The 20,559-nt window shown below is 74.1% G+C and carries 18 protein-coding genes and 1 pseudogene; 9 read left to right on the top strand and 10 right to left on the bottom strand.

Features of this window, described 5'->3' with window-relative positions; genetic code table 11:
• Positions 1 to 62: 62 nt before the first annotated feature.
• Complete coding sequence (locus tag ACZ7DE_RS24615) at positions 63 to 2,090, top strand: PAS domain S-box protein (protein WP_470764637.1); 2,028 nt, start codon at positions 63 to 65, stop codon at positions 2,088 to 2,090.
• Here the strand turns inward: ACZ7DE_RS24615 and ACZ7DE_RS24610 are convergent.
• From ACZ7DE_RS24610 to ACZ7DE_RS24600, 3 genes are all read right to left on the bottom strand, one after another.
• Positions 2,074 to 3,051, bottom strand: coding sequence for an ATP-grasp domain-containing protein (locus tag ACZ7DE_RS24610; RefSeq protein WP_470764635.1), 978 nt, complete (start codon positions 3,049 to 3,051; stop codon positions 2,074 to 2,076). The two genes, ACZ7DE_RS24615 and ACZ7DE_RS24610, sit on opposite strands and share 17 nt — an antisense overlap.
• Before the next feature lie 517 nt (positions 3,052 to 3,568).
• Positions 3,569 to 4,030, bottom strand: coding sequence for an RpiB/LacA/LacB family sugar-phosphate isomerase (locus tag ACZ7DE_RS24605; protein WP_470764633.1), 462 nt, complete (start codon positions 4,028 to 4,030; stop codon positions 3,569 to 3,571).
• 276 nt (positions 4,031 to 4,306) lie between these two features.
• Complete coding sequence (locus ACZ7DE_RS24600) at positions 4,307 to 5,185, bottom strand: SCO6745 family protein (RefSeq protein ID WP_470764631.1); 879 nt, start codon at positions 5,183 to 5,185, stop codon at positions 4,307 to 4,309.
• Positions 5,186 to 5,452: 267 nt separating this feature from the next.
• On the opposite strand from ACZ7DE_RS24600, the gene ACZ7DE_RS24595 reads away from it, so the two are divergent.
• Positions 5,453 to 5,992: a hypothetical protein gene (locus ACZ7DE_RS24595; protein ID WP_470764629.1), complete on the top strand. Its 540-nt coding sequence runs from the start codon at positions 5,453 to 5,455 to the stop codon at positions 5,990 to 5,992.
• Between the two features lie 17 nt (positions 5,993 to 6,009).
• Here the strand turns inward: ACZ7DE_RS24595 and ACZ7DE_RS24590 are convergent, their stop codons facing one another.
• A complete protein-coding gene (locus ACZ7DE_RS24590; RefSeq protein WP_470764627.1) occupies positions 6,010 to 6,573 on the bottom strand; it encodes a hemerythrin domain-containing protein in 564 nt (187 codons plus the stop codon).
• Between the two features lie 307 nt (positions 6,574 to 6,880).
• Between ACZ7DE_RS24590 and dhaK the strand changes: the two genes are divergently transcribed.
• From dhaK to ACZ7DE_RS24575, 3 genes are read left to right on the top strand one after another with little or no spacing between them, the layout of a single operon-like run.
• On the top strand, positions 6,881 to 7,873 hold the full coding sequence (gene dhaK / locus ACZ7DE_RS24585; RefSeq protein WP_470764625.1) for a dihydroxyacetone kinase subunit DhaK: 993 nt from the start codon (positions 6,881 to 6,883) through the stop codon (positions 7,871 to 7,873).
• Positions 7,874 to 7,918: 45 nt separating this feature from the next.
• A complete protein-coding gene (gene dhaL / locus ACZ7DE_RS24580; RefSeq protein WP_470764623.1) occupies positions 7,919 to 8,518 on the top strand; it encodes a dihydroxyacetone kinase subunit DhaL in 600 nt (199 codons plus the stop codon).
• A 7-nt stretch (positions 8,519 to 8,525) separates the two neighbouring features.
• A complete protein-coding gene (locus tag ACZ7DE_RS24575) occupies positions 8,526 to 8,936 on the top strand; it encodes a PTS-dependent dihydroxyacetone kinase phosphotransferase subunit DhaM (protein WP_470764622.1) in 411 nt (136 codons plus the stop codon).
• Positions 8,937 to 9,418: 482 nt separating this feature from the next.
• Here ACZ7DE_RS24575 and ACZ7DE_RS24570 read toward each other — a convergent pair.
• A pseudogene (locus ACZ7DE_RS24570) lies at positions 9,419 to 10,120 on the bottom strand (glycoside hydrolase family 75 protein); the annotation flags it as partial.
• Positions 10,121 to 10,523: 403 nt separating this feature from the next.
• On the opposite strand from ACZ7DE_RS24570, the gene ACZ7DE_RS24565 reads away from it, so the two are divergent.
• Together ACZ7DE_RS24565 and ACZ7DE_RS24560 are read left to right on the top strand one after the other, a co-directional pair.
• Positions 10,524 to 11,519: a fibronectin type III domain-containing protein gene (locus ACZ7DE_RS24565; RefSeq protein WP_470764620.1), complete on the top strand. Its 996-nt coding sequence runs from the start codon at positions 10,524 to 10,526 to the stop codon at positions 11,517 to 11,519.
• Between the two features lie 167 nt (positions 11,520 to 11,686).
• A complete protein-coding gene (locus tag ACZ7DE_RS24560; protein WP_470764617.1) occupies positions 11,687 to 12,226 on the top strand; it encodes a hypothetical protein in 540 nt (179 codons plus the stop codon).
• 61 nt (positions 12,227 to 12,287) lie between these two features.
• On the opposite strand, the gene ACZ7DE_RS24555 is transcribed toward ACZ7DE_RS24560, so the two are convergent.
• The 4 genes from ACZ7DE_RS24555 to ACZ7DE_RS24540 all read right to left on the bottom strand — a co-directional run bounded on the left by ACZ7DE_RS24555 (position 12,288) and on the right by ACZ7DE_RS24540 (position 16,390).
• Positions 12,288 to 12,833 carry a PadR family transcriptional regulator gene (locus ACZ7DE_RS24555; protein ID WP_470764615.1) on the bottom strand — a complete coding sequence of 182 codons (546 nt, stop codon included), beginning with the start codon at positions 12,831 to 12,833 and terminating at the stop codon, positions 12,288 to 12,290.
• Between the two features lie 29 nt (positions 12,834 to 12,862).
• Positions 12,863 to 14,878 (bottom strand): FAD-dependent oxidoreductase, encoded by a 2,016-nt coding sequence (locus tag ACZ7DE_RS24550; protein ID WP_470764613.1) that lies wholly within the window; start codon positions 14,876 to 14,878, stop codon positions 12,863 to 12,865.
• Between the two features lie 107 nt (positions 14,879 to 14,985).
• On the bottom strand, positions 14,986 to 15,354 hold the full coding sequence (locus ACZ7DE_RS24545) for a hypothetical protein (RefSeq protein ID WP_470764611.1): 369 nt from the start codon (positions 15,352 to 15,354) through the stop codon (positions 14,986 to 14,988).
• A gap of 133 nt (positions 15,355 to 15,487) precedes the next feature.
• On the bottom strand, positions 15,488 to 16,390 hold the full coding sequence (locus ACZ7DE_RS24540) for a hypothetical protein (protein ID WP_470764609.1): 903 nt from the start codon (positions 16,388 to 16,390) through the stop codon (positions 15,488 to 15,490).
• 244 nt (positions 16,391 to 16,634) lie between these two features.
• On the opposite strand from ACZ7DE_RS24540, the gene ACZ7DE_RS24535 reads away from it, so the two are divergent.
• Together ACZ7DE_RS24535 and ACZ7DE_RS24530 are read left to right on the top strand one after the other, a co-directional pair.
• Positions 16,635 to 18,701, top strand: coding sequence for a SpoIIE family protein phosphatase (locus ACZ7DE_RS24535; RefSeq protein WP_470764607.1), 2,067 nt, complete (start codon positions 16,635 to 16,637; stop codon positions 18,699 to 18,701).
• A gap of 189 nt (positions 18,702 to 18,890) precedes the next feature.
• The gene (locus ACZ7DE_RS24530) at positions 18,891 to 19,592 is read left to right on the top strand and encodes a hypothetical protein (RefSeq protein WP_470764605.1); all 702 of its coding nucleotides are present in this window, start codon (positions 18,891 to 18,893) and stop codon (positions 19,590 to 19,592) included.
• On the opposite strand, the gene ACZ7DE_RS24525 is transcribed toward ACZ7DE_RS24530, so the two are convergent.
• Positions 19,585 to 20,397 (bottom strand): putative protein N(5)-glutamine methyltransferase, encoded by an 813-nt coding sequence (locus tag ACZ7DE_RS24525; RefSeq protein WP_470764603.1) that lies wholly within the window; start codon positions 20,395 to 20,397, stop codon positions 19,585 to 19,587. The two genes, ACZ7DE_RS24530 and ACZ7DE_RS24525, sit on opposite strands and share 8 nt — an antisense overlap.
• Positions 20,398 to 20,559: the final 162 nt, after the last annotated feature.

The raw sequence follows: 20,559 nt of genomic DNA, 5'->3' as shown, positions 1-20,559 counted from the left end.
GGAGCGGGGGCGCGGCAAAGGCGCTGAGATGGCCTGATTCGTCGTGCAGGATGAGGTGGAACATGGCCGAGGTGATACGGGCGGAACCGGCGCGGCGCACAGGGGCGGGGGCGGGCGCTGCGAAGCAGAACGTCGGACAGGACATCAAGCAGAACGCGAAACAGAACGTGGTGCGAAATGCCGAGCAGAAACGGTGCGGCTGTCCGGCGCCCGCGCCGGCCGGCGAGCTCGGCGGGGCGGAGGAACGGTTCCGGGGGCTGTTGGAGGCGGCGCCGGACGCCATGGTCATCGTCGACGACACGGGCATCATCAAACTCGTCAACGCCCAGACGGAGGCCCTGTTCGGGCACTGTCGCGAGGAACTGCTCGGCTGTCCGGTCGAGTTGCTGATCCCGCACCGGTTCCACCAGCAGCACACCGCGCACCGCAGCGGGTACACGACCAACCGCCAGGTGCGCCCGATGGGCGCCGGTCTCGAACTGCACGGGCTGCGCAAGGACGGCACGGAGTTCCCGGTCGAGATCAGTCTGAGCCCGCTGGAGACCGCGGAGGGCCTGCTGGTGTCGGCGGCGGTGCGCGACGTCAGCGACCGCAAGGCGGCCGAGGCCCGCATCAACGAGCTGGCCGCGCTCGTGGAGTCGTCGCAGGACGCGATCCTCGCCAAGACCCTCGACGGCTACATCACGTACTGGAACGCGGCCGCGCAGCGCCTGTACGGCTACTCCGCCGAGGAGGCCATCGGCCGGCACGTGTCGCTGCTGGCCCCGTCGGAGCTGCGGGGCGAGGTCCGCGAACTGCTCAAGCGGCTGCGGCACGCCGAGAAGGTGGAGCACCACGAGACGCTGCGGCTGACCAAGACGGGCGCGCTGCTGGACGTGGACGTCACGCTGTGGCCGACCCGGGACGCCAACGGCACCGTGGTCGGCGCCTGCGCGATCGTGCGGGACATCAGCGACCGCAAGCGCGCCGAGGCCGAGCTCACGGCGCTCTACGAGCAGCAGCGGCACATCGCGCTGACGCTCCAGCGCAGCCTGATGGGCACCCCGCCCGCCCTGCCCGGTCTGGCCACCGCCAGCCGTTACCGGCCCGCCACCCAGGGCGCCGGGGTGGGCGGCGACTGGTTCGACCTGATTCCGCTGGGCGCCGACCGGGTGGGCGTGCTGATCGGCGATGTCATGGGCCGCGGACTGGAAGCGGCCGCCGTGATGGGCCAGTTGAGGTCGGCGGCGCACGCGCTGGCGAAGACCGGGATGCAGCCGCGGCAGTTGATGCGGGCGCTGGACACCTGCGTCGCCGACCTCGACGTCCCGGACCAGCTCGTCACCTGCTGCTATCTGGTGATCGCACCGGACGCCGGCACGGTGACGGTGTGCTCGGCGGGGCATCTGCCGGTGCTGGTCGCCGGGGTGGGCGAGGGCGTCAGCGCCCTGCCCTGTCCGGTCAACGCTCCGCTCGGCGTGGGCGACATCCTGTACGAGCAGTCCAGTTCGGAGATACCCCCGGGCTCCACGCTGGTGCTCTACACGGACGGCCTGATCGAGACTCCGGGCAGCGACATCGAGGTGCGCATCGACGAACTGACGGTGCTGCTGGAGCGGTTGTTCGTCGCCACGCCGTGTCTGGAGGCCACGGCGGACCATGTCCTCGCGAATCTGCTGCCGGACGCCGACGGCCACAACGACGACGTCACGCTGCTGCTCGCGCAGTTGCCGGCCGCGCCGCTGGCCGCCGTCACCACCCAGCTCCCGGCCGTCCCGGCCTCCGTGCCGCGGGGACGCGCCTTTCTGCACAAGGCGCTGAACCGGTGGAACTGCGCGGCCGGCGCCGACGACGCGCTGCTGCTGCTGTCGGAGACGCTGACCAACGCCGTCCAGCACGCCATGGGCCCGGTCGGCCTGCATCTGCACCGCACGGCCACCGACCTCACGGTCGAGGTCAGCGACCGCAGCCCGCAACTGCCCCAGCCGCGCCTGGCGGTCGAGGACGAGGAGTCGGGCCGCGGACTGATCCTGGTCCGTGCCCTCGCCGCCAGCTGGGGGGTGCGGCCGACGGACGAGGGCAAGACGACCTGGTTCACGCTGAAGCTGTGAGCCCCCGGTGCGGGCCGCCGCACGCCGACGCCAGGGCGTCGAGGTGTGCCTGGACGTAGGGCACGGCCACCGCGTGCAGTTCGCGTTCGCCGTCGACGAAGGCGGGCTGCACGTTGACCTCGAAGACGACCCCGCCGTTCTCCGCGGCGAGGTCGACGCCGGCGAAGGGCAGCCCGACCGACGCGGTGGCCGCCACGGCGAGCTCGGCGAGCCGGGGGTGGAGGTCCGGCGGGTCGATGTGCACGGCGGTCGCGCCCTGGCAGGTGTTGCAGGGCGTGTCGGTCGCGGGCTGCAGGTGCTCGCGCGCGTGCACGACCCGGTCGCCCAGGACGAAGACGCGGAACTGGTGGCGCAGGCCGTCGGCGGTGACGTTGCCCGCGTCGCGGGACAGGAGCCAGTCGGTGCCGCGTTCGGCGTAGTAGGCGGCGGCGTGCCGCAGTTGGGCGGGGGCGGTGACATGGAAGGTGTCGTTGCCGCCGGTGCCGACGACGGGCCTGGCCCAGGTGTCGCGGCCGAGCCGCTCGAACGCCTCGGCCGCCTCCCGCGCGGAGGGGCGGGACAGCGCCACGGTCTCCATCTGGGCGATGCCGTCCCGCAGGAAGCGTTCGACGGTGAGGTTCTTCTCGGTCGCGGTCCGCCAGGCGTCGGGGCCGGCGGCGAGGGTCACCACGCCTTGGCTCCGCAGGAGTTCCTGGAAGCCGGCGAGGGCCCGGCGGTGGTGCGGCTGGATCTCGTAGAGCAGGACGACGTCGGGCACGAAGTCGAGCCGCTGCTCGGGGACCCGGAGCCGTAACCGGCCTCCGTGGCGGACGCCGCGGCCGGTTCCGCCGGTCGCGAAGTGCCGGGAGTCGACCCGGACGGGCGGCGCGCCGGTGAGCAGTTCCACGGCGTCGGCGAGGTACTCACGGCAGCCTTCGGGCGAGGTGGGGTCGGCGATCAGGGCGATGCACGGTCGGGACACAGCGGCCTCCAGTGGCTCTCGACGCGCGCTCGTACCGCGAACGGCCCACGCGCGGCCCGAGCGGTGTCACGGATGGTGCCTGTCGCGCGGGTGGTCGTCGCACCCGTCGCCCTGGGAGCCGCGCGGGGTTGCGGAGCCGTGCCGGGTCCGGACGGGCCGGGCGGGGACGGGTGACCACGAGGTGGTGGGGCTCGCCCCGCCGGATCCGCGTGCAGGGCTGGCCGACCACTGTAGGCATCCGGCGGGACGCGCTACCAGGGCGCACGACGGCCCGCGTCCTGCCCCGCGCCCTGCGCCGTCCGCCCCGGTCCGTGCGCCCTGCCGGGGCCGTGGGCGGGCCGGCGCCTCAGCCGTCCCGGGCCCGGTCGGGCACCCCGTGCGGACCGGTGCCGTGGGCGCGGATCCGGTCCTGGTGGCGCAGTCGAACGTCCCCGGGCGCCCGGCAGGGCCGGGCTACCCGCGCGGCCGGGCTGACCGTGCGGCGGAGCGGAGCCGTCCGCGGGAGACAGGCGCGTTCTCACCCCTGCGTGCCTGCCCGGCCGGCGTCGAGGCCGTCGACGTGGGCCAGGTTCTCGCGGTCCTCGGCGTCCTGGTCGGCCCGCGCGGCGAACCAGGCGTCCAGGATCTCCTTCAGCAGCGGCTCGGAGGTCAGGCGCAGGCTGAGGGCGAGGACGTTGGCGTCGTTCCAGCGGCGGGCGCCGTCCGCGGTGTAGGCGTCGGTGCACAGGGCGGCCCGGACGCCGGGCACCTTGTTCGCGGCGATCGAGGCGCCGGTGCCGGTCCAGCAGCACACCACCGCCTGTTCCGAGGTCCCGTCGGCCACGTCCCGGGCCGCCGCCTCGGAGCACACCGCCCACCGTGGGTCGTCGCCGGGGCGCAGCGCGCCGTGCGGCACCACGTCGTGTCCTCGGCCGCGCAGTCCGGCGACGAGGGCCCGGGCCACTGGTTCGTCCATGTCCGACGAGACGGAGATCCGCATGCCCGGGAGCCTACTGAGGACCGGCCCGTGCTGTCGCCCGTAGGGACGTCGGGAAGTGGGGGACGTCCCTCGACATCCCGGTGGCCGGCGCCCGTGCGCGCGGCGACGCGGGGCGGAGAGCGTCCCGACCAGCGCCCGCGCGCCCGTCCGGGTCCGGCATTGTCCCCGGTCGGAGCTCGGACGGGGTCCGGGGCGGGCGCGACGCCTTCGCCGACGCCTCGCCCGCCGGACCACGGCGACACGGGCGGGGCCGGCGGTTCCGCCCCGGCAGGTGGGTCACTCAGGGGCGTCCCAGGTACCGCCCGTGAGACCGACCGGATTGGCGTCCGGCACGATCCCGGAGTCCAGGACGGTCCGGGCGAGCGGTTCGAGGAGGTGGGCGAGGCGGGCGGTGGCGTCGGCGCCCAGGACCTTCCACGGCTCGGCCGCGGCGGCGTCCGTGTCCGCCTCCACCTGCTCGTGGGCGACGGCCCCCGCCTCGGTGAGAAGCCCCTCCCCGTCCAGCCAGCCGCGCTCGTGCAACTCGGCCTGCGCCGACCGCCATCGCCCGGGGTCCCACTGGCGGGTGCGCTGTTGGAACGCGGCGTCGGTCTCCCCCGCCGCGCACTTGAGCACCAGCGCCTCGACCGGCCCCAGACGGCGGCCCACGAGCACCGCGACATGGCCGTCGCCGCGGTGTTCGCGCAGGGTGGTCACGGCCTGCCAGAGTCTGACGTGGGGCTGTGCCGGGCGCGGCAGGGCCTGGTTGGCGGCGCCGAGCACCCGCCCCGCCGTGTCCGCGGCGCGTGCCGCCTCCCAGGCGAGGTCGGCGGCCTCGGACAGTTCGGGGGAGGCGAGGACGTCCTGACCGTAGAAGGCGGTCATCGCGCGGTCCACGGCCTCCTCGCGTGCCTGGAGCACCCGCTGCGGGGAGGCGAGTTCCCAGGCGGCCGGCAGCGCGCGTGCCGCGCGGTCGGGGTGGAAGACGTAGAAGGAGCTGGTGACGACCGGGGCGGGAGCGGGGCCGAGGGGCGCCGCGCGCAGGGCGAAGTAGCCCATCCAGTAGCCGCGCATCCCGAGGCCGTCGGCGGCCTCGCGCACCTCGGGGGCGAAGTAGACCAGTTGGTGGACCGGCTCGAACCTCTCCCACATCCTCCGTGCGACGGTGTCACTCACTTGCAGGTCCTCCCGGCTCGTGTGCTCGGCGGCGGTGAACGCCGAGAGGCAGCATCCGTCATGACAGCGGTCATAACAACCCCCTGCGGGCTGCCGGGCCCGCGCCCGCGTGGGCCCGGTTCCCGGCGTCGGCGGCGGACCGGTTCCGGCCGTCGGCGGCCGGTGTTGTGGCTGAGGACACGTGTCGCCCGGCCGGGCCGCAGGCTACGGTTTCCGGCAGCCCCCGCACCCCCGCCCCCCGCTGCCGCACACCCCCGGACGGCCCCCTTGCTCGCTGACCTCTCCTCGCTCATCGCCGCCACCACCGAATGGCTCACCCGGGCCTACCCGGCGAGCGGCGGCGCGCTCGCCTCCGCCCTGTGCGAGGCGCAGGCCCGGCAGGCGGTGACGGTGGCGGCCTGGCTGCGCTATCCGACCGACACGGACGCCGCGCTGGTGGGCCTGGCGGGCCCGGGCGGCTCGGCCCGGCTGGACTGGGTCAGCGGCGCGGACGCCGACCCGTCCGCGGACGGGTCGGCGTCCGAGGACGACCGCGCGTGGCGAAGCTGGGTGGACGAGGTCGTGGCGAGCTGGGCGGCCTGTCTGCTCGGCGACGCCGGCCTCGCCACGGGGGCGGTCGCCGGGCTCGCCGGCGGCGACCACACCCGGGGGACGCGGCCGGACTTCCGGCGCCTGATGGCACCCGACGAGCGTGACCTGCAGGCTGCGGCGCTGCTGCGCCACCCCGACCTCCTGGCCCCCGTGGCGTGCCTCCACCGCGCCGGGCTCATGGACCGCCTGGGACGGGGCCCTGCGCTCGTCGCCTGAGGCCGGACCCGTTCTCCTCAGTCAGGCTTGCCGCGGCCCGTCAGCGCGTCGCGCAGCCGGTCGACCAGCCCGGCGCCCGGGGCCAGCATCTTGTTGGCCGGGGGCTTGTCCGGAGCGGCGGGGTGCGGACGCGTCGGGGCGGTCTTCTTGGTCCTGCGGACCTTGTCGCCCAGGTCGTCGAGGGCGTCCGCCGGACACACCGAACGCAACCGGGGGAACAGGTTCTCCTCCTCGTCGGCCACATGCTCACGGATCTCGCTCATCAGCATGCCGATCAGCCGGTCGAACTCCGGATCGTCCGCCTCACGTCCCTCCAGGTCCTTCATGATCTGCTCGGCCCGCGCGTGGTCCTCGAGTTCCTTGTCGGCCAGTGCGTCGCCGCCGGGCACGTGCTCGCGCACCGCCGGATACAGGTACGCCTCCTCGGCGACCGAATGCCGGACCAGTTCCATCGTGGCCTGGTCCGCGTGCAGCTTGCGCCCCTTCGCGCCGGACGGCAGCGCCTCGATCCGGCCGAACAGCTCCTCGACCTCGCGATGATCGGTCACCAGCTCGTCGATGACGTTCCCACCATGACCCATGTCCTCCACCTCCAGACTGGGCTCGACGGGCTCCCAGTCGGAACCCGTCGGCCCCCGAGTGCCCCGCATCCACCCGGTGACACGGCCGCCTCCCCTCCGGGGTGGCGGTCGGCGTCGCCGTCGACGTCACGCAGGAACGTGCGCCGTCGGCGAGGGCGCCGCCCCGGACGGCGCGTCGACCGCGCCCGGACGGGGACCTCGTTCGCGACCGGCGCGCACCGCCGAGGCCGATGGCGAGTGACCCAGCGCGACCTGACGCGCAGAATGGGATCAGAGCCGCATCTACTAGCCCACTGGGAGGTATCCGATGAGGATGCTGATCAACGTTCCGGAGACCGTCGTCGCGGACGCGCTGCGCGGGATCGCGGCAGCTCACCCCGACCTGACCGTGGACGTCGAGAACCGGGTGATCGTACGGCGGGACGCTCCGGTGGCCGGGAAGGTGGCGCTGGTATCGGGCGGCGGCTCGGGGCACGAGCCGTTGCACGGCGGGTTCGTCGGGCCCGGGATGCTCTCCGCGGCCTGCCCCGGCGAGGTGTTCACCTCCCCCGTGCCGGACCAGATGCTGCGCGCGGCCGCGGCCGTGAACAGCGGCGCCGGCGTGCTGTTCGTCGTGAAGAACTACACCGGCGACGTGCTCAACTTCGACATGGCGGCGGAGCTCGCCGAGGACGAGGGCATCCAGATCGCCAAGGTCCTCGTCGACGACGACGTCGCCGTCACCGACAGCCTCTACACGGCCGGACGGCGGGGTACGGGCGCGACGCTGTTCGTGGAGAAGATCGCGGGGGCGGCGGCCGAGGAAGGACAGCCGCTGGAGCGGGTCCAGGCCATCGCCCGGCAGGTCAACGGCAACTCCCGCAGCTTCGGCGTGGCGCTCAGCGCCTGCACGACCCCCGCCAAGGGCGGTCCGACCTTCGACCTGCCGCCCGGCGAACTGGAACTGGGCGTCGGCATCCACGGCGAGCCGGGCCGGGAGCGGCGGCCGATGATGACCTCCGGTGAGATCGCCGACTTCGCCGTCCAGGCGATCCTCGACGACATCACGCCCCGCAACCCCGTTCTCGTCCTGGTCAACGGCATGGGCGCGACGCCGCTGCTGGAGCTGTACGGCTTCAACGCCGAGGTGCAGCGGGTGCTGGCGCAGCGCGAGGTGGTCGTCGCCCACACGCTCGTGGGCAACTACGTGACGTCCCTCGACATGGCCGGTGCCTCGGTGACCCTCTGCGAGGTCGACGAGGAGCTGCTGCGGCTGTGGAACGCGCCGGTGAAGACCGCCGGCCTGCGCTGGGGCGTCTGAGGCAGGACAGGCGCTCGGACCGTACCGACCACGCAAGGAGATCCAGTGCTCGACGCCGACTTCTTCCGCCGTTGGATGACGGCGACCGCCGCGTCCGTCGAACGCGAGGCGGACCGTCTCACCGCCCTCGACTCGCCCATCGGGGACGCCGATCACGGCAGCAACCTCCGGCGCGGTTTCACCGCGGTGACCGCGGCGCTGGAGAAGGAGGCGCCGACGACTCCGGGCGCCGTGCTGATGCTCGCGGGACGTCAGCTGATCTCGACGGTCGGCGGGGCCTCGGGGCCGCTGTACGGCACGCTGCTGCGGCGGACCGGGAAAGCGCTGGGCGACGCGGCCGAGGTGGACGAGGAGCAGTTCGCCGCGGCGCTGCGCACGGGCGTGGACGCCGTGATGCAGCTCGGAGGCGCCGCGCCCGGCGACAAGACCATGATCGACGCGCTGGTGCCGGCGGTCGACGCCCTGCCCGACGGCTTCGGCGTCGCCCGCTCCGCGGCCGAGCAGGGCGCCGAGGCGACGACGCCGCTGCAGGCGCGCAAGGGCCGGGCCAGCTATCTCGGCGAGCGCAGCATCGGCCACCAGGATCCGGGCGCGACCTCGTCGGCGCTGCTGATCGCCGCTCTGGCCGAGACCGACGGGAAGTGAGGCGGCGGTGAGTGAGGAGAAGATGGTCGGCGTCGTGCTGGTCTCGCACAGCGCGCAGGTGGCGACGGCCGTGGCCGAGTTGGCACAGGGCCTCGCGGGCGTCGGCATGGCAGTGCCGGTCGCCGCGGCGGGCGGGACGGAGGGCGGCGGGCTGGGCACGAGCGCCGAGCTGATCGCCGCCGCAGCCGCCTCGGTGGACCGGGGCGCCGGGGTCGCGCTCCTCGCGGATCTGGGCAGCGCGGTCCTGACGGTCAAGGCGCTGATCGCCGAGGGCGACGAACTGCCCGGCACCGCGCGCCTGGTGGACGCCCCCTTCGTGGAGGGTGCGGTGGCCGCGGTGGTCACCGCGGCGACGGGCGCCGACCTCGACACGGTGGAATCGGCGGCCACGGAGGCCTACGGCTACCGGAAGGTGTGACACAGCGGCATGGTCGGGCCGGACCGACGGCGAGGCGCTGATCGGCTCGGCCGGCATGCGGGCACTGGACGAAGCCGTCCCCCGGCCTCGGTCGACCGGCCGCCGGCGTCCCACCGGAGAGCCGGGCAGCGGCGGATGAGGAAGCACTGCGGGACGGCCTGCGGCGGATGAGGAAGCGCTGTGGGACGGCCCACGGCGGCTGGGCGTTTCTCGCCCGCTCACCAGCCTTCTTCGTCCTCCCCGGCCCCCTCGCCCGTGCCGGCGGCCGGGGCCCCGGGGGCGTCGAGGCCCTGCGCGTGGGCGGCCCCGGTCCCGGCCTCCGTCCCGGTCTCGGCGTTCGGGTCGTCCCGGGTTTCCCCGGGCGCCTGGGTGTCCGGGCCCTCGGCGGGCGCCCGGCCGTCCTGCGCGGACTGCGTCGGTGTCGTGCCGCCCTGGGACGCCGGTTGCTCCGCGGGCGGGGTCGTCGGCTCCTCGCCCGCCTTCGCCGCCCGCACGAACTGCCGTGCCAACCGCTCCCCCACCGCCACCGCGGACGCGTGGCTCTCGATGGGCGTCGCCCGGGAGTTCCTGAACACGATGTACGTGACGCCGGAGGACGTGCCGCCGCCGTGCGGGTCGGGGCGGATGCCGAGCGCCGCGGCGGTGGCGTACGACGCCTCGCCGATGATCTCGCGCGGCCCGACGTCGCCGACGACCGCGTACTGCACCCGGTCCCGGTAGACGACGGCCGCGACCGACCCCCCGTGCACCCCGCTCGCGCGGTGGTCCCACACGGCGCTCACTCCCGGCACCACGATGTAGGGCAGCGCCTCGGCGCTCAGATAGCGGCCGTCGGACTGCACGTAGGCAGTGGCGTCGGAGAACAGCGAGTCCGTGCCGCTGTTGCACCGCGGGCTCGGGCGGCCGTCGCAGTCGATGTCCATGTCGGCCGTCCAGAAGACCGCCTCGTCGGTGCCGCAGACCGGGATCGTGGCGGGCGCGCCCGCGTCGGTTCGGTAGCGGCCCCGTGAGACGGGGGCGCAGTCGCGGACCCGGGACAGCAGGTCGGCGGCGCGCACCGAGCCCTCCTGCCGGGACGCGGGGGCTCCGTAGGCGGCCGGGGACGGGCGCGCCGCGGCGGATGGGGTGGCCGGGGCCAGCAGGGCCAGGCCGGCCGCGGCCAGTGTCAGCGACTTGACGCGCACGGTTCGGGAGCCTCTCGTGGGGAGGTTGACGGACACTCAGAACAATCTGGTGTCGGCCTCACCACGGGGCCACTCCGAAGGGGCCGTCCGGTGCACGGCGCGGGACACGGCCGCCGTGCGGGCCACACGGCGACAGGAGGCCGGGGACCCGGGGCCGTCTCGGCGCCCGGGCCCCCGGGGCACTCCGCCGGCGCGGGATCAGCGACGACAGCGGTCCGCGCCACCGGCATGAACTCATGAGCCCTCAAGAAGAGTTCAGCCGCGAGGAGCTTCAGCATACGTAACGCCCGGAAGCGGTCGCCAACGGCCGCCCCCGATGTCCGCCCACCCTCTTGATGCGGTCCCGATACCCCGTCATATTGGTCCGGACCATTGCCGTCGTGTCCGGCCGGGAGGCGAAGCCGTGCGACGCATCGCGCTGTGGGCTGCGGGGAGCGGGCTGGTGACGGCCCTGGCGTGCGGCTGCGCCGTCGGCGCCTCGGGCTCCGGGTCCGGTTCCGACGGGGGACGGGCGCCCGTCGCCCCGACGGGAGTCGGCGCGCAGGCCGGGAGCGCGACGAGCGTGCACGTGATGTGGAACGCGGTCGTCGCCGACCCCGCGGTCAGCGGCTACGTGGTGTACCGGGGCGGCACGAAGGTCGGGGACGTCCCCGGGTCCGCGCACATGCTGGACGTCGTCCGTCTCTCGCCGTCGACCACCTACGTCTTCACCGTGCGGGCCCGGGACGCCGAGGGACGGCTCGGCCCGCGCAGCCGGGAGGTGCGAGCCACGACGCCGGCGGCGGCCGCGGCGGACCGTTCGGCCCCGACCCCGCCGGGCGGGGTGACCGGCCGGGCGGCCGGGAGTCGGGCCGTCCAGCTGTCCTGGTCGGCGTCCACGGACGACCGCGGCGTCGTGTCGTACGACGTCTACCAGGGCGGCACGAGGATCCACAGCGTCGGCGGGAGTCAGACCGCGACGGTCGTCACGGGGCTGCGGCCGGGCATCCGCTACGCGTTCACGGTCCGGGCCCGGGACGCGGCCGACAACGTCTCGTCCGCCGGCCCGCCCGTGCGCCTCACCACCGCCCCGGGGGCCGACGGGAGTCCGGACGACACTGCGCCGGCCGGCTTCCGGGCGGCCACCCACGTCTCGGGCGGGGCCCACTACATCGACCTGTCCTGGACGCCGCCCCGCGTGGACGGCGTGGTCACGGAGTACCAGATCCAGCTCGACGGCCGGCCTGCCACCTCGCTGGTGTGGGGCGCGACTCCGCCCCGGGGGACGGCGAGGTACAGCTTCTACGTGGGCCGGGAGGCCGGGGTCGGCCATCGGGTGCGGTTGCGGGCCCGGCTGCCGGACGGCGCCTGGGGCGCGTTCTCGGCGGAGCGGACGGTGACGACGGGCGGGCGTCGCTGACCGTCCGCCGCGTGGGCCGTCCGAAGGAATCCGTCACCTGCCCGGGGGCCGTCCGCGTGCGGGGCGGACCGGGGGCGCGTTGGCTGCCCCTGAGGCAGCACGGGCGTATCCGACCTCGGCGGCGCAAGGGATGTACCGCCGACCGTGCCGCCGCCGGAGGACACCCGATGCGCACTTCCCGTCTCCTCGTCCGCTCAGGGCTGACCGTGGCAGCCGCCGCCGCACTGCCCCTCACCCTGACCTCCGGGCCGGCCGCCGCCCGGGCTCCGGGCATCTCCGTCAGCACGACCGGCTCCACGGTGTCGGTGGTGACCAGCGCCTGCACCCAGATCAACGGCAGCTGGGGCACGGCGGCGCTGCTCACCAGCAGCCAGGCGAGTTTCGCCCAGGGCCGTCAGGTGGCCCTGTCCGGGACGACCGCCGGACAGTCCGCCGCCTGGTCGGCCGTCTCGCCGGGCACGTACACCGTCGTCGTCATGTGCTCGCGCGGCGACACCGCGGGCACCCAGTCCGTGATCGTCTCCGCCCCGTCGACGCCGACGATCTCCGCGACGGCCTCGCCCTCACGCGGGGTCATGGGCGGGCTCGGCGGCGCGGCCCGCGACTACGGCACCGTCACCATGGCGGTGGGCGGCGCGCTGGTGGGGGCGGGCGTCATCGCGGCGGCCTGGTTCCTGCGCCGCCGCTCGAAGCCGTACCGGCTCTAGGGTCTTCCGCTCGGGCCGAGCCCGGCCTCATCCGAACGAAGGGCCCCAGGGGTGAACGGACTCAGGGCCCGTCCTCCACGACCGGCAGCCCCTCCAGGGCCTCGGTGAGCCACTGTGTCCAGAAGGTCTCCAGCTCGATGCCCGCGCGCAGGACCAGGTGCTGCAGCCTGGCCTGCGCGCTGTCCTCACCGGGCGGGAAGTCGCGCTTCTCGATCTCCTCGTACTCGGTCAACTGCCGCCGGTGCAGCTCCAGATGACGGCGCAGGTCGGCCTCCAGGCCCGCGGTGCCGACGACGGCCGCGGCGCGCAGCCTGAGCAGCATGGCGTCGCGGTGCGGCTTCGGGTCCTGGGGGGCCGCCGTCCACCGCGCGAGTTCGGCCCGGCCGGCGGGCAGGACCTCGTAGGCCTTCTTCTGCCCGCGGGCCGGCTGCTCGGTGGGCAGGGCCCGGATCTGGCCTTCGGCCTCCAGCCTCCCCAGCTCACGGTAGATCTGCTGGTGCGTCGCCGACCAGAAGTAGCCGATCGACTTGTCGAACCGGCGGGTCAGATCCAGCCCCGACGAGGGCCTCTCGAGCAGGGCGGTGAGGATCGCGTGCGGGAGTGACATGCGGTCATCCTAGGGACGCGCCGCGCGGCCTACAGCGCCGCCGCCAGCTCCGTGCCCTGCTGGATGGCCCGCTTGGCGTCCAGTTCTGCGGCCACGTCCGCGCCGCCGATGAGGTGCACGCTCCCGCCGGCGGCGACCAGGGCCTCGTACAGGTCGCGGCGCGGGTCCTGGCCGGTGCACAGCACGACGGTGTCGACCTCGAGAACGGTGCTCTCCCCGCCGACGGTGACGTGCAGTCCGGCGTCGTCGATCCGGTCGTAGCGCACGCCCGGGACCATGGTGACGCCCCGGTGCTTGAGCTCGGTGCGGTGGATCCAGCCGGTGGTCTTGCCCAGGCCCGCGCCGACCTTGCTGGTCTTGCGCTGCAGGAGGTGCACCGTGCGCGGCGGGACGGGACGCTCGGGGGCGGCGAGTCCGCCGGGGCCCTGGTAGTCCATGTCGACGCCCCACTGGCGGAAGTAGGTCGCCGGGTCCTCGCTCGCCTTGTCGCCGCCGTCGGTGAGGAACTCGGCGACGTCGAAGCCGATGCCGCCCGCGCCGAGGATCGCGACGCGGTCGCCGACGGGCGCTCCGTCGCGCAGGACGTCGAGGTAGCCGACGACGCTGGGGTGGTCGACGCCGGGGATGTCGGGGGTGCGGGGGCTGACGCCGGTGGCGACGACGACCTCGTCGTAGTCGGCGACGTCCTCGGCGGTGACGTGCGTGTCGAGCCGGACGTCCACGCCGTGCGCGTCGAGCTGGTGGCGGAAGTAGCGCAGCGTCTCGTCGAACTCCTGCTTGCCGGGGACCTTGCGGGCGACGTTGAGCTGGCCGCCGATCTGGCTCGCGGCGTCGAACAGCGTCACCTCGTGGCCGCGTTCGGCCGCCGCGACGGCGCACGCCAGGCCCGCCGGACCCGCGCCGACCACCGCGACGCGCTTGCGCCGCCGGGTCGGGGACAGCACCAGCTCGGTCTCGTGGCAGGCGCGCGGGTTGACCAGGCAGGAGGTGATCTTCCCGCTGAAGGTGTGGTCGAGGCAGGCCTGGTTGCAGCCGATGCAGGTGTTGATGGCTTCGGGCGTGCCCGCCGCCGCCTTGTTGACGAAGTCGGGGTCGGCGAGCATCGGCCGGGCCATCGACACCATGTCCGCACAGCCGTCGGCGAGCAACTGCTCGGCGAGTTCGGGGGTGTTGATGCGGTTGGTGGTGACCAGCGGCACCGAGACCGCGCCCATGAGCTTCTTCGTCACCCAGGTGTAGGCGCCGCGCGGCACCGAGGTGGCGATGGTGGGGATACGGGCCTCGTGCCAGCCGATGCCGGTGTTGATGATCGTCGCGCCGGCCGCCTCGACCGCCTTCGCCAGGGTGACGACCTCGTCGAGGGTCGAGCCGCCGGGCACCAGGTCGAGCATGGACAGCCGGTAGATGACGATGAAGTCCTCGCCGACGGCCTCGCGCACCCGGCGGACGATCTCGACGGGGAACCGCATCCGGTTCTCGTACGAACCGCCCCAGCGGTCGGTGCGGTGATTGGTCTGGGCCGCGATGAACTCGTTGATGAGGTAGCCCTCGGAGCCCATGATCTCGACGCCGTCGTAGCCCGCCTGCTTCGCCAGGCGGGCGGCGCGGGCGTAGTCGTCGATCGTGCGCTCGACGTCGGCGTCCGTGAGCTCGCGGGGCGGGAAGGGGCTGATCGGGGCCTGGAGGGGGCTGGGGGCGACCAGGTCCGGGTGGTAGGCGTACCGGCCGAAGTGCAGGATCTGCATCGCGATCCGGCCGCCCTCACGGTGCACGGCGTCGGTGATCGCGCGGTGCTGCCCGGCCTCCGCGTCCGTGGTGAGCTTGGCGCCGCCCTCGCCGGGCCGGCCCTCGTCGTTGGGGGCGATGCCGCCGGTGACGATGAGGCCCACGCCCCCGCGTGCGCGGGCGGCGTAGAACTCCGCCATGCGCTCGAAGCCGTGCTCGGCCTCTTCCAGTCCGACGTGCATCGAGCCCATCAGGACGCGGTTGGGCAGCGTGGTGAAGCCCAGGTCGAGCGGGCTCAGCAGGTGCGGGTATCGGGTCATGACAGGCCTCCGTGCGCGGCGGTAGTCCCTCAGTTCTAGAGGACCGCGCACGGGTTGTGCAACTAGTTGCACAATGAGGCCTGCGTCATGTGCCGCAGGTCACGGCCTCACCGGCTCTCCAGCAGTACATGCAGCTCCCGCTCCTGGTCCCCGGAGGCCGAGGAGAGGTCGCGCACCGAGAACACCGAGTCCAGCGTCGAGCGGAGCCGCTCGATCGCCCAGTAGCTGCCCTGCGCGTCGGCCTCGACGGAGGACGACAGCCGGGCCGGCTCGGCGCAGTCGCGCGCCTCGGTGACCTCGAAGGTGCCGAGCCACACCATCGGGCGGCTCTCGTGGAGTTGCTGCGGCTCGTCGCCGCTGCCGCGGTCGGACTCGAAGCACGCGTTCAGCGCGTCGAACACGATCCGGGCGTCTTCCTTGCTGCATCCGCTGATCTCGACGGAGACGGATTCCTCGTGCGATCGCTCGCGACCCATCGTGATCGCTCCTCTCGTGGGGTGGCGCGGCTGTGCGGGTTCCCAGCGAGCCGCGCCACATCCCCAGAAAAGCACCACTTTCCGAGCGGGACCAGCGACGGGCCGGCGACGGGAGCGGTCGCCGGCCCCGGTCTCAGCCGCGCGTGAAGCGGTACGTCCTGCTGTCGGTCAGCACGCAGAATCCGGGCGAGACGACGATGACGCGCAGGGTGCCGCTACGGCGGTCGTAGTCGACGCCCTCCGTCTCGAAGGAGCCCGAACAGGAGCTGCGCAGCGGGAGCTGTCGCAGGGCCGTGACATGGCCGGTGACGTCGGAGGCGCCGTTCGGCTCGGCCGACAGGTCGATGCGCAGGAGGGGCTTGGTGATGCCGAAGAGGGTGCCGGCCGGGTCGTCCGAGGAGCACAGCAGGGTGGTCGGTCCGGTGAAGTCGCAGCCCTGGACGTCGCGCACGGCGTGGTCGAGGCGGACGGTGGAGGCCTGCGGCAGGTTCACCGAGGGCGAGGTGCTCGCGTTGGCGCCGGGCGTCGGGAAGACCAGGAACCGGGTCATGGTGCCCCACTCCCCCGACAGCATCCACTGGCTGTTCGGGGTGATCGCCGCCCAGGAGTTGTTCAGGGCCTCGCCCGGGCCGAGCGCGTGGACGTACTCCGACCAGGCGCCGCCGGGCGCCTGCACGCGGAACATCTTCGAGCCGGACGAATCGCTCTGGTAGGGCTCGACGTAGTAGCCGTCGTAGGAGGCGTCGGGGTCGCCGACGTGGTTCCAGCCCCGGACGGACAGCGAGAGGGGGATGGTGCCGATGCCGGTGTAGCGGTTGGGGCTGCCCGCCGGGACCTCGACCGACGTCAGGCCCTGGCTCTCGGTCAGCGGGTCGGCCCGGTCGGAGCCGACCTCGGTCCAGGTGTCCGCGGCCGCGGCGGGCGGGGCCGCCGACAGTGCCGTGACGGTCGCGACGGCCAGCGCGAGGCAGGAGGCGCGGGCGATGCGGGCGACGCCGGCCGGGGAACCGCGGCGGCGGGCAGGGCGCAGGGGCATGGGACTCCTCGTCGAGGGGGGGGTGGGGCGCGCTCGGCGGACAGTCTGGCCCGCCCTGATAGTCATGTACAGACCAAACGGATGGACAGGTGCGGACCCTGAGGAGAACAGCGCGTCGAGCCGTACTGGAGGAGCATGGAGACGGACGTTCCAGGCGTGGGAGAAATGGGTTGAGCGCGGTAGAACAGGGGGAGTCGGCACGGGGGACGGCGTGCCGCATCGACATGCGGAGGCGGGGCGTGGCATGAGTGCAGCCGGATCGTCCGCGGCGGACAGCGGTGTCCCGACGGGGCCCAGCGGTCTGCTGGACGTGCTCAACGTGGCCTCGGTGGTGCTCGACACCGAGGGCCGGATCGCGTTGTGGAGTCCCCAGGCCGAGGAGCTGTTCGGCTACTCCGCCCAGGAGGCGCTGGGCAGGTACGCGGCCCGGGTGATGGTCCACGAGCGCCACGTCGACCTGGTCGTGAAGCTGTTCGCGGACGTCATGGCCACCGGCCGGAGCTGGGCGGGGGCGTTCCCCATCCGGCGCAAGGACGGCACCACCCGGATGGTGGAGTTCCGCAACATGCGGCTCCTGGACGAACGCGGCGGCGTCTACGCCCTGGGCCTCGCCACCGACCAGCCGACCGTGCGCCGGCTGGAGCGCGACGTGGCGCTGTCCACCCGGATGGTCGCCCAGTCCCCCAACGGCCTCGCCGTCCTCGACACCGACCTGCGGTACGTGTCGGTCAACCCGGCGCTGGAGCGGATCAGCGGCGTGCCGGCCGAGGAGCACATCGGGCGGACGGTCCGCGAGGTGCTGCCGCTGCTGGACGCCGACGCCCTGGAGTCCGCGGCCCGCCAGGTGCTGCGGACCGGGGAGCCGCTGGTCGACCGCTTCTCGGCCGGCCGCACCCCCGCCGACCCCGACGAGGACCACGCCTGGTCGGTCTCCCTGTACCGCCTGGAGGACGCCCGCGGCACCGTGCTGGGCGTTGCCGTCTCGGTCAGGGACGTCACCGACCGGCACCGGGCGGCCGTCGAGGCCGAGGCGGCGCGCCGTCGGCTCGCGCTGGTCGCCGACGCCTCGGCCCGTATCGGCACCACCCTGGACCTGGAGCGCACGGCCCTCGAACTGGCCGAGGTGGCCGTGCCGGAACTGGCGGACGTGGCCGCCGTCGATCTGCTGGACGCCGTGGTGGCGGGCCGCCGCACCAGCCTCGGGCCCGCCGAACCGGCCGTCATGCGCGCCCTCGCGGTGCGGGCCGGTGACGAGCCGGACGCGCTGCGGGCGGCCGACCAGCCCGGGCAGGTGGCCCGCTACGCGCCCGACCGGCTCGTCACCCAGTGCGTGCGCTCGGGCAAGCCGGTCATGGTGGCACGGGTCAAGGACGAGGACCTCGCGCACATCGCCCGCTCCCCCGAGGCGGCGGACCTCCTCGCCCGGGCCGGCGTGCACTCCTACCTGGCGGTGCCGCTCATCGCCCGCGGCGAGGTGCTGGGCACCCTGGATCTGAAACGGACCCGCAACCCCCTGCCGTTCGGCCGCGACGACCTGCTGCTCGCCCGTGAACTGGCGGCCCGCGCGGCCGTCCAGATCGACAACGCCCGCTGGTACCAGAACGCCCGCACCACCGCGCTCACCCTGCAGCGCAGCCTGCTGCCGAGCCATCCGTCCGTCACCGGCGGCCTGGAGGTCGCCTCCCGCTACCAGCCCGCGGGCGCCACGACCGAGGTCGGCGGCGACTGGTTCGACGTCATCCCGCTGCCGGACGGCAAGACGGCACTGGTCGTCGGCGACGTCATGGGCAGCGGCATCGACGCCGCGGCCACGATGGGCCGGCTGCGCACCGCGACGACCACGCTGGCCTCGCTCGACCTCGACCCGGCGGTCCTCCTGGAGCACCTCGACCGCATCACCCAGGGCCTGGACCACTCCATCGCCACCTGCGTGTACGCCATCCACGACCCCCGGCTGAGGAGGTGCCGGATCGCCAACGCCGGGCATCTGCCGCCCGCCCGGGTGCGCCCCGGCCACCCGCCGGAGCTGTTGGAGCTGCCGACCGGCGCGCCGCTGGGCGTGGGCGGGGTGGAGTTCTCCACGACCGACGTCGACTTCGCCCCGGGCGACCAGCTCGTGCTGTACACGGACGGGCTCGTCGAGACCCGCAGGCACTCCCTGGACGAGCGGCTGGAGGCGCTGCTGGCGCTCCTCGACGATCCCGCGAAACCGCTGGAGGAGCTGTGCGACCTGCTGCTGGAGGCGTTGCACCACCCCGACAACCACGACGACGTGGCCCTGCTGGTGGCGCGGGCGCTGGCCGAGGGGTGAGCGGGTGCCCCCCGACGGCCGCCCGATTCACAGGCTTTCGTTACCGCTTCCTTACCCGGCCCCTCGGACAATCACAGTGAGGCCTGGCAAAGGACACCGCCGTCCGCCCCGCCTGTTCGTTCGTTCCGTTCGTTCCTTCGTTCCGTTCGTTGCGTTCCTTTCCGACGAGTTTGAGGAGAGTGAGCAGCCATGCAGGAGCCGCGAGGCCCTCAGAGGCCGCCCGAGGTCGAACTGCTGTCGGGGCCGGTGGACGGGGTGGAACGGGAGCATGCCTCCCTGCGCACGCTGTGGCGGCGTCGGTCGGCCCGCGGCCGGGCAGTGATCGCGGCCACGACGGTCGCCGTCCTGGCCCTGGGCGGCACCGTCGCCTACGCGGCGACGTCGAACGGCTCCGCCGACGGCTCGCCGTCCGCCGCGCCGTCCGCCTCCTCGTCCGAGGGGCCCGGTGGCCGTCACGGCCCGGGGGGCCCGTGGTTCGGACTCGGCGGCGACGCGGCGCACGGTGAGGCGGCGGTCAAGGACCGCGACACGGGCGACTGGGTCGTGCGCGTCTGGCAGCGGGGATCGGTCACGAAGGTGGCCGACGACCAGGTCACCGTCAAGAGCGAGGACGGCGCCTCGTGGACGTGGACGGTGGGTTCGGACACGCCCGTGTCCATCGACGGCGCCTCCGGCTCCGGAGCCGTCGCCCTGACGAAGGGCGACGAGGTGTTCGTCGTCGGTTCCCGTTCCGGAGACGTGAACACCGCCGACCGGTTCCTGTCCGGCGCCTTCGGCGACCGCGGCCACGACGGCCACGACGGCCACCGCGGCGGCTTCCCCGGGCACGGCCCGTGGGACGAGGACGAGAGCCGCTCCCCCGGCCCCATGGGCGGCGGCGCCGCTACCTGACCCGGGTCCCGAGGACCACGTGGGCGTACAGCTCCTCGTCCCGCGCCACCCGCACCGCCAGCCCGCTGCGGGTGAACGCCTCGACGGCGGCCGCCGCCTGCCGCTCGCTGGTCTCGACGAGCAGGCAGCCGCCGGGGGCGAGCCAGTGCGGCGCACCGGCCGCGACCCGGCGCAGCACGTCCAGCCCGTCGCCGCCGCCGTCGAGCGCGGTGAGCGGCTCGTGCTCACGGGCCTCCGCCGGCAGCAGGGGCACCTCGCCGGTGGGCACGTAGGGCACGTTGGCGGCCAGGATGTCCACGCGGCCGCGCAGCCGGGCGGGCAGGGCGTCGAACAGATCGCCCGTGTGGGCGTGTCCGCCGTGCTCGGCGATGTTGCGGCGGGCGCAGCGGACCGCCGCCGGGTCGATGTCGGCGGCGTGCAGCTCGATCCGTCCGAGGGAGGCGGCCAGAGCCGCGCCGACCGCGCCCGAGCCGCAGCACAGGTCGACCACCAGCGACGCGTGGGGCGCCGCGGCGAGCGCCTGGTCGACGAGGAACTCGGTGCGGCGGCGGGGCACGAAGACGCCCGGCTCGACGGTGACGCGCAGACCGTGGAACTCGGCCCAGCCGACGACGTGTTCGAGGGGAAGGCCCGCGGCACGGCGCTCCGCCATGGCGGCGGCCTCGTCCGGAGTGCGGGCGGCGGTGAGGATCAACTCCGCCTCGTCCTCGGCGAAGACGCACCCGGCGGCACGCAGCGTCCGAACGAGGGCGTCACGGGACGACGAGGGCTGTGAGGAGGAAGGAGGAGGGGCGAGAGGGGGCATGGGAGCCGAAGAGCCTTTCGGAAGCCGAAGGGCGCTCTCGCGGTCGCCTACGGGCGGCGGTGCACGCCGTCACGAGGTGAGAGCACCCGACCTGACACTGCGGTAATGGGTCTCACCTCCCGGGCCTCACGCGACTGGGGACCTCCGCAGCCGGACGGCCAC

Source organism: Streptomyces sp. NPDC037083, assembly GCF_055606485.1.
This window is presented reverse-complemented; position numbering and strand designations above follow the sequence as displayed.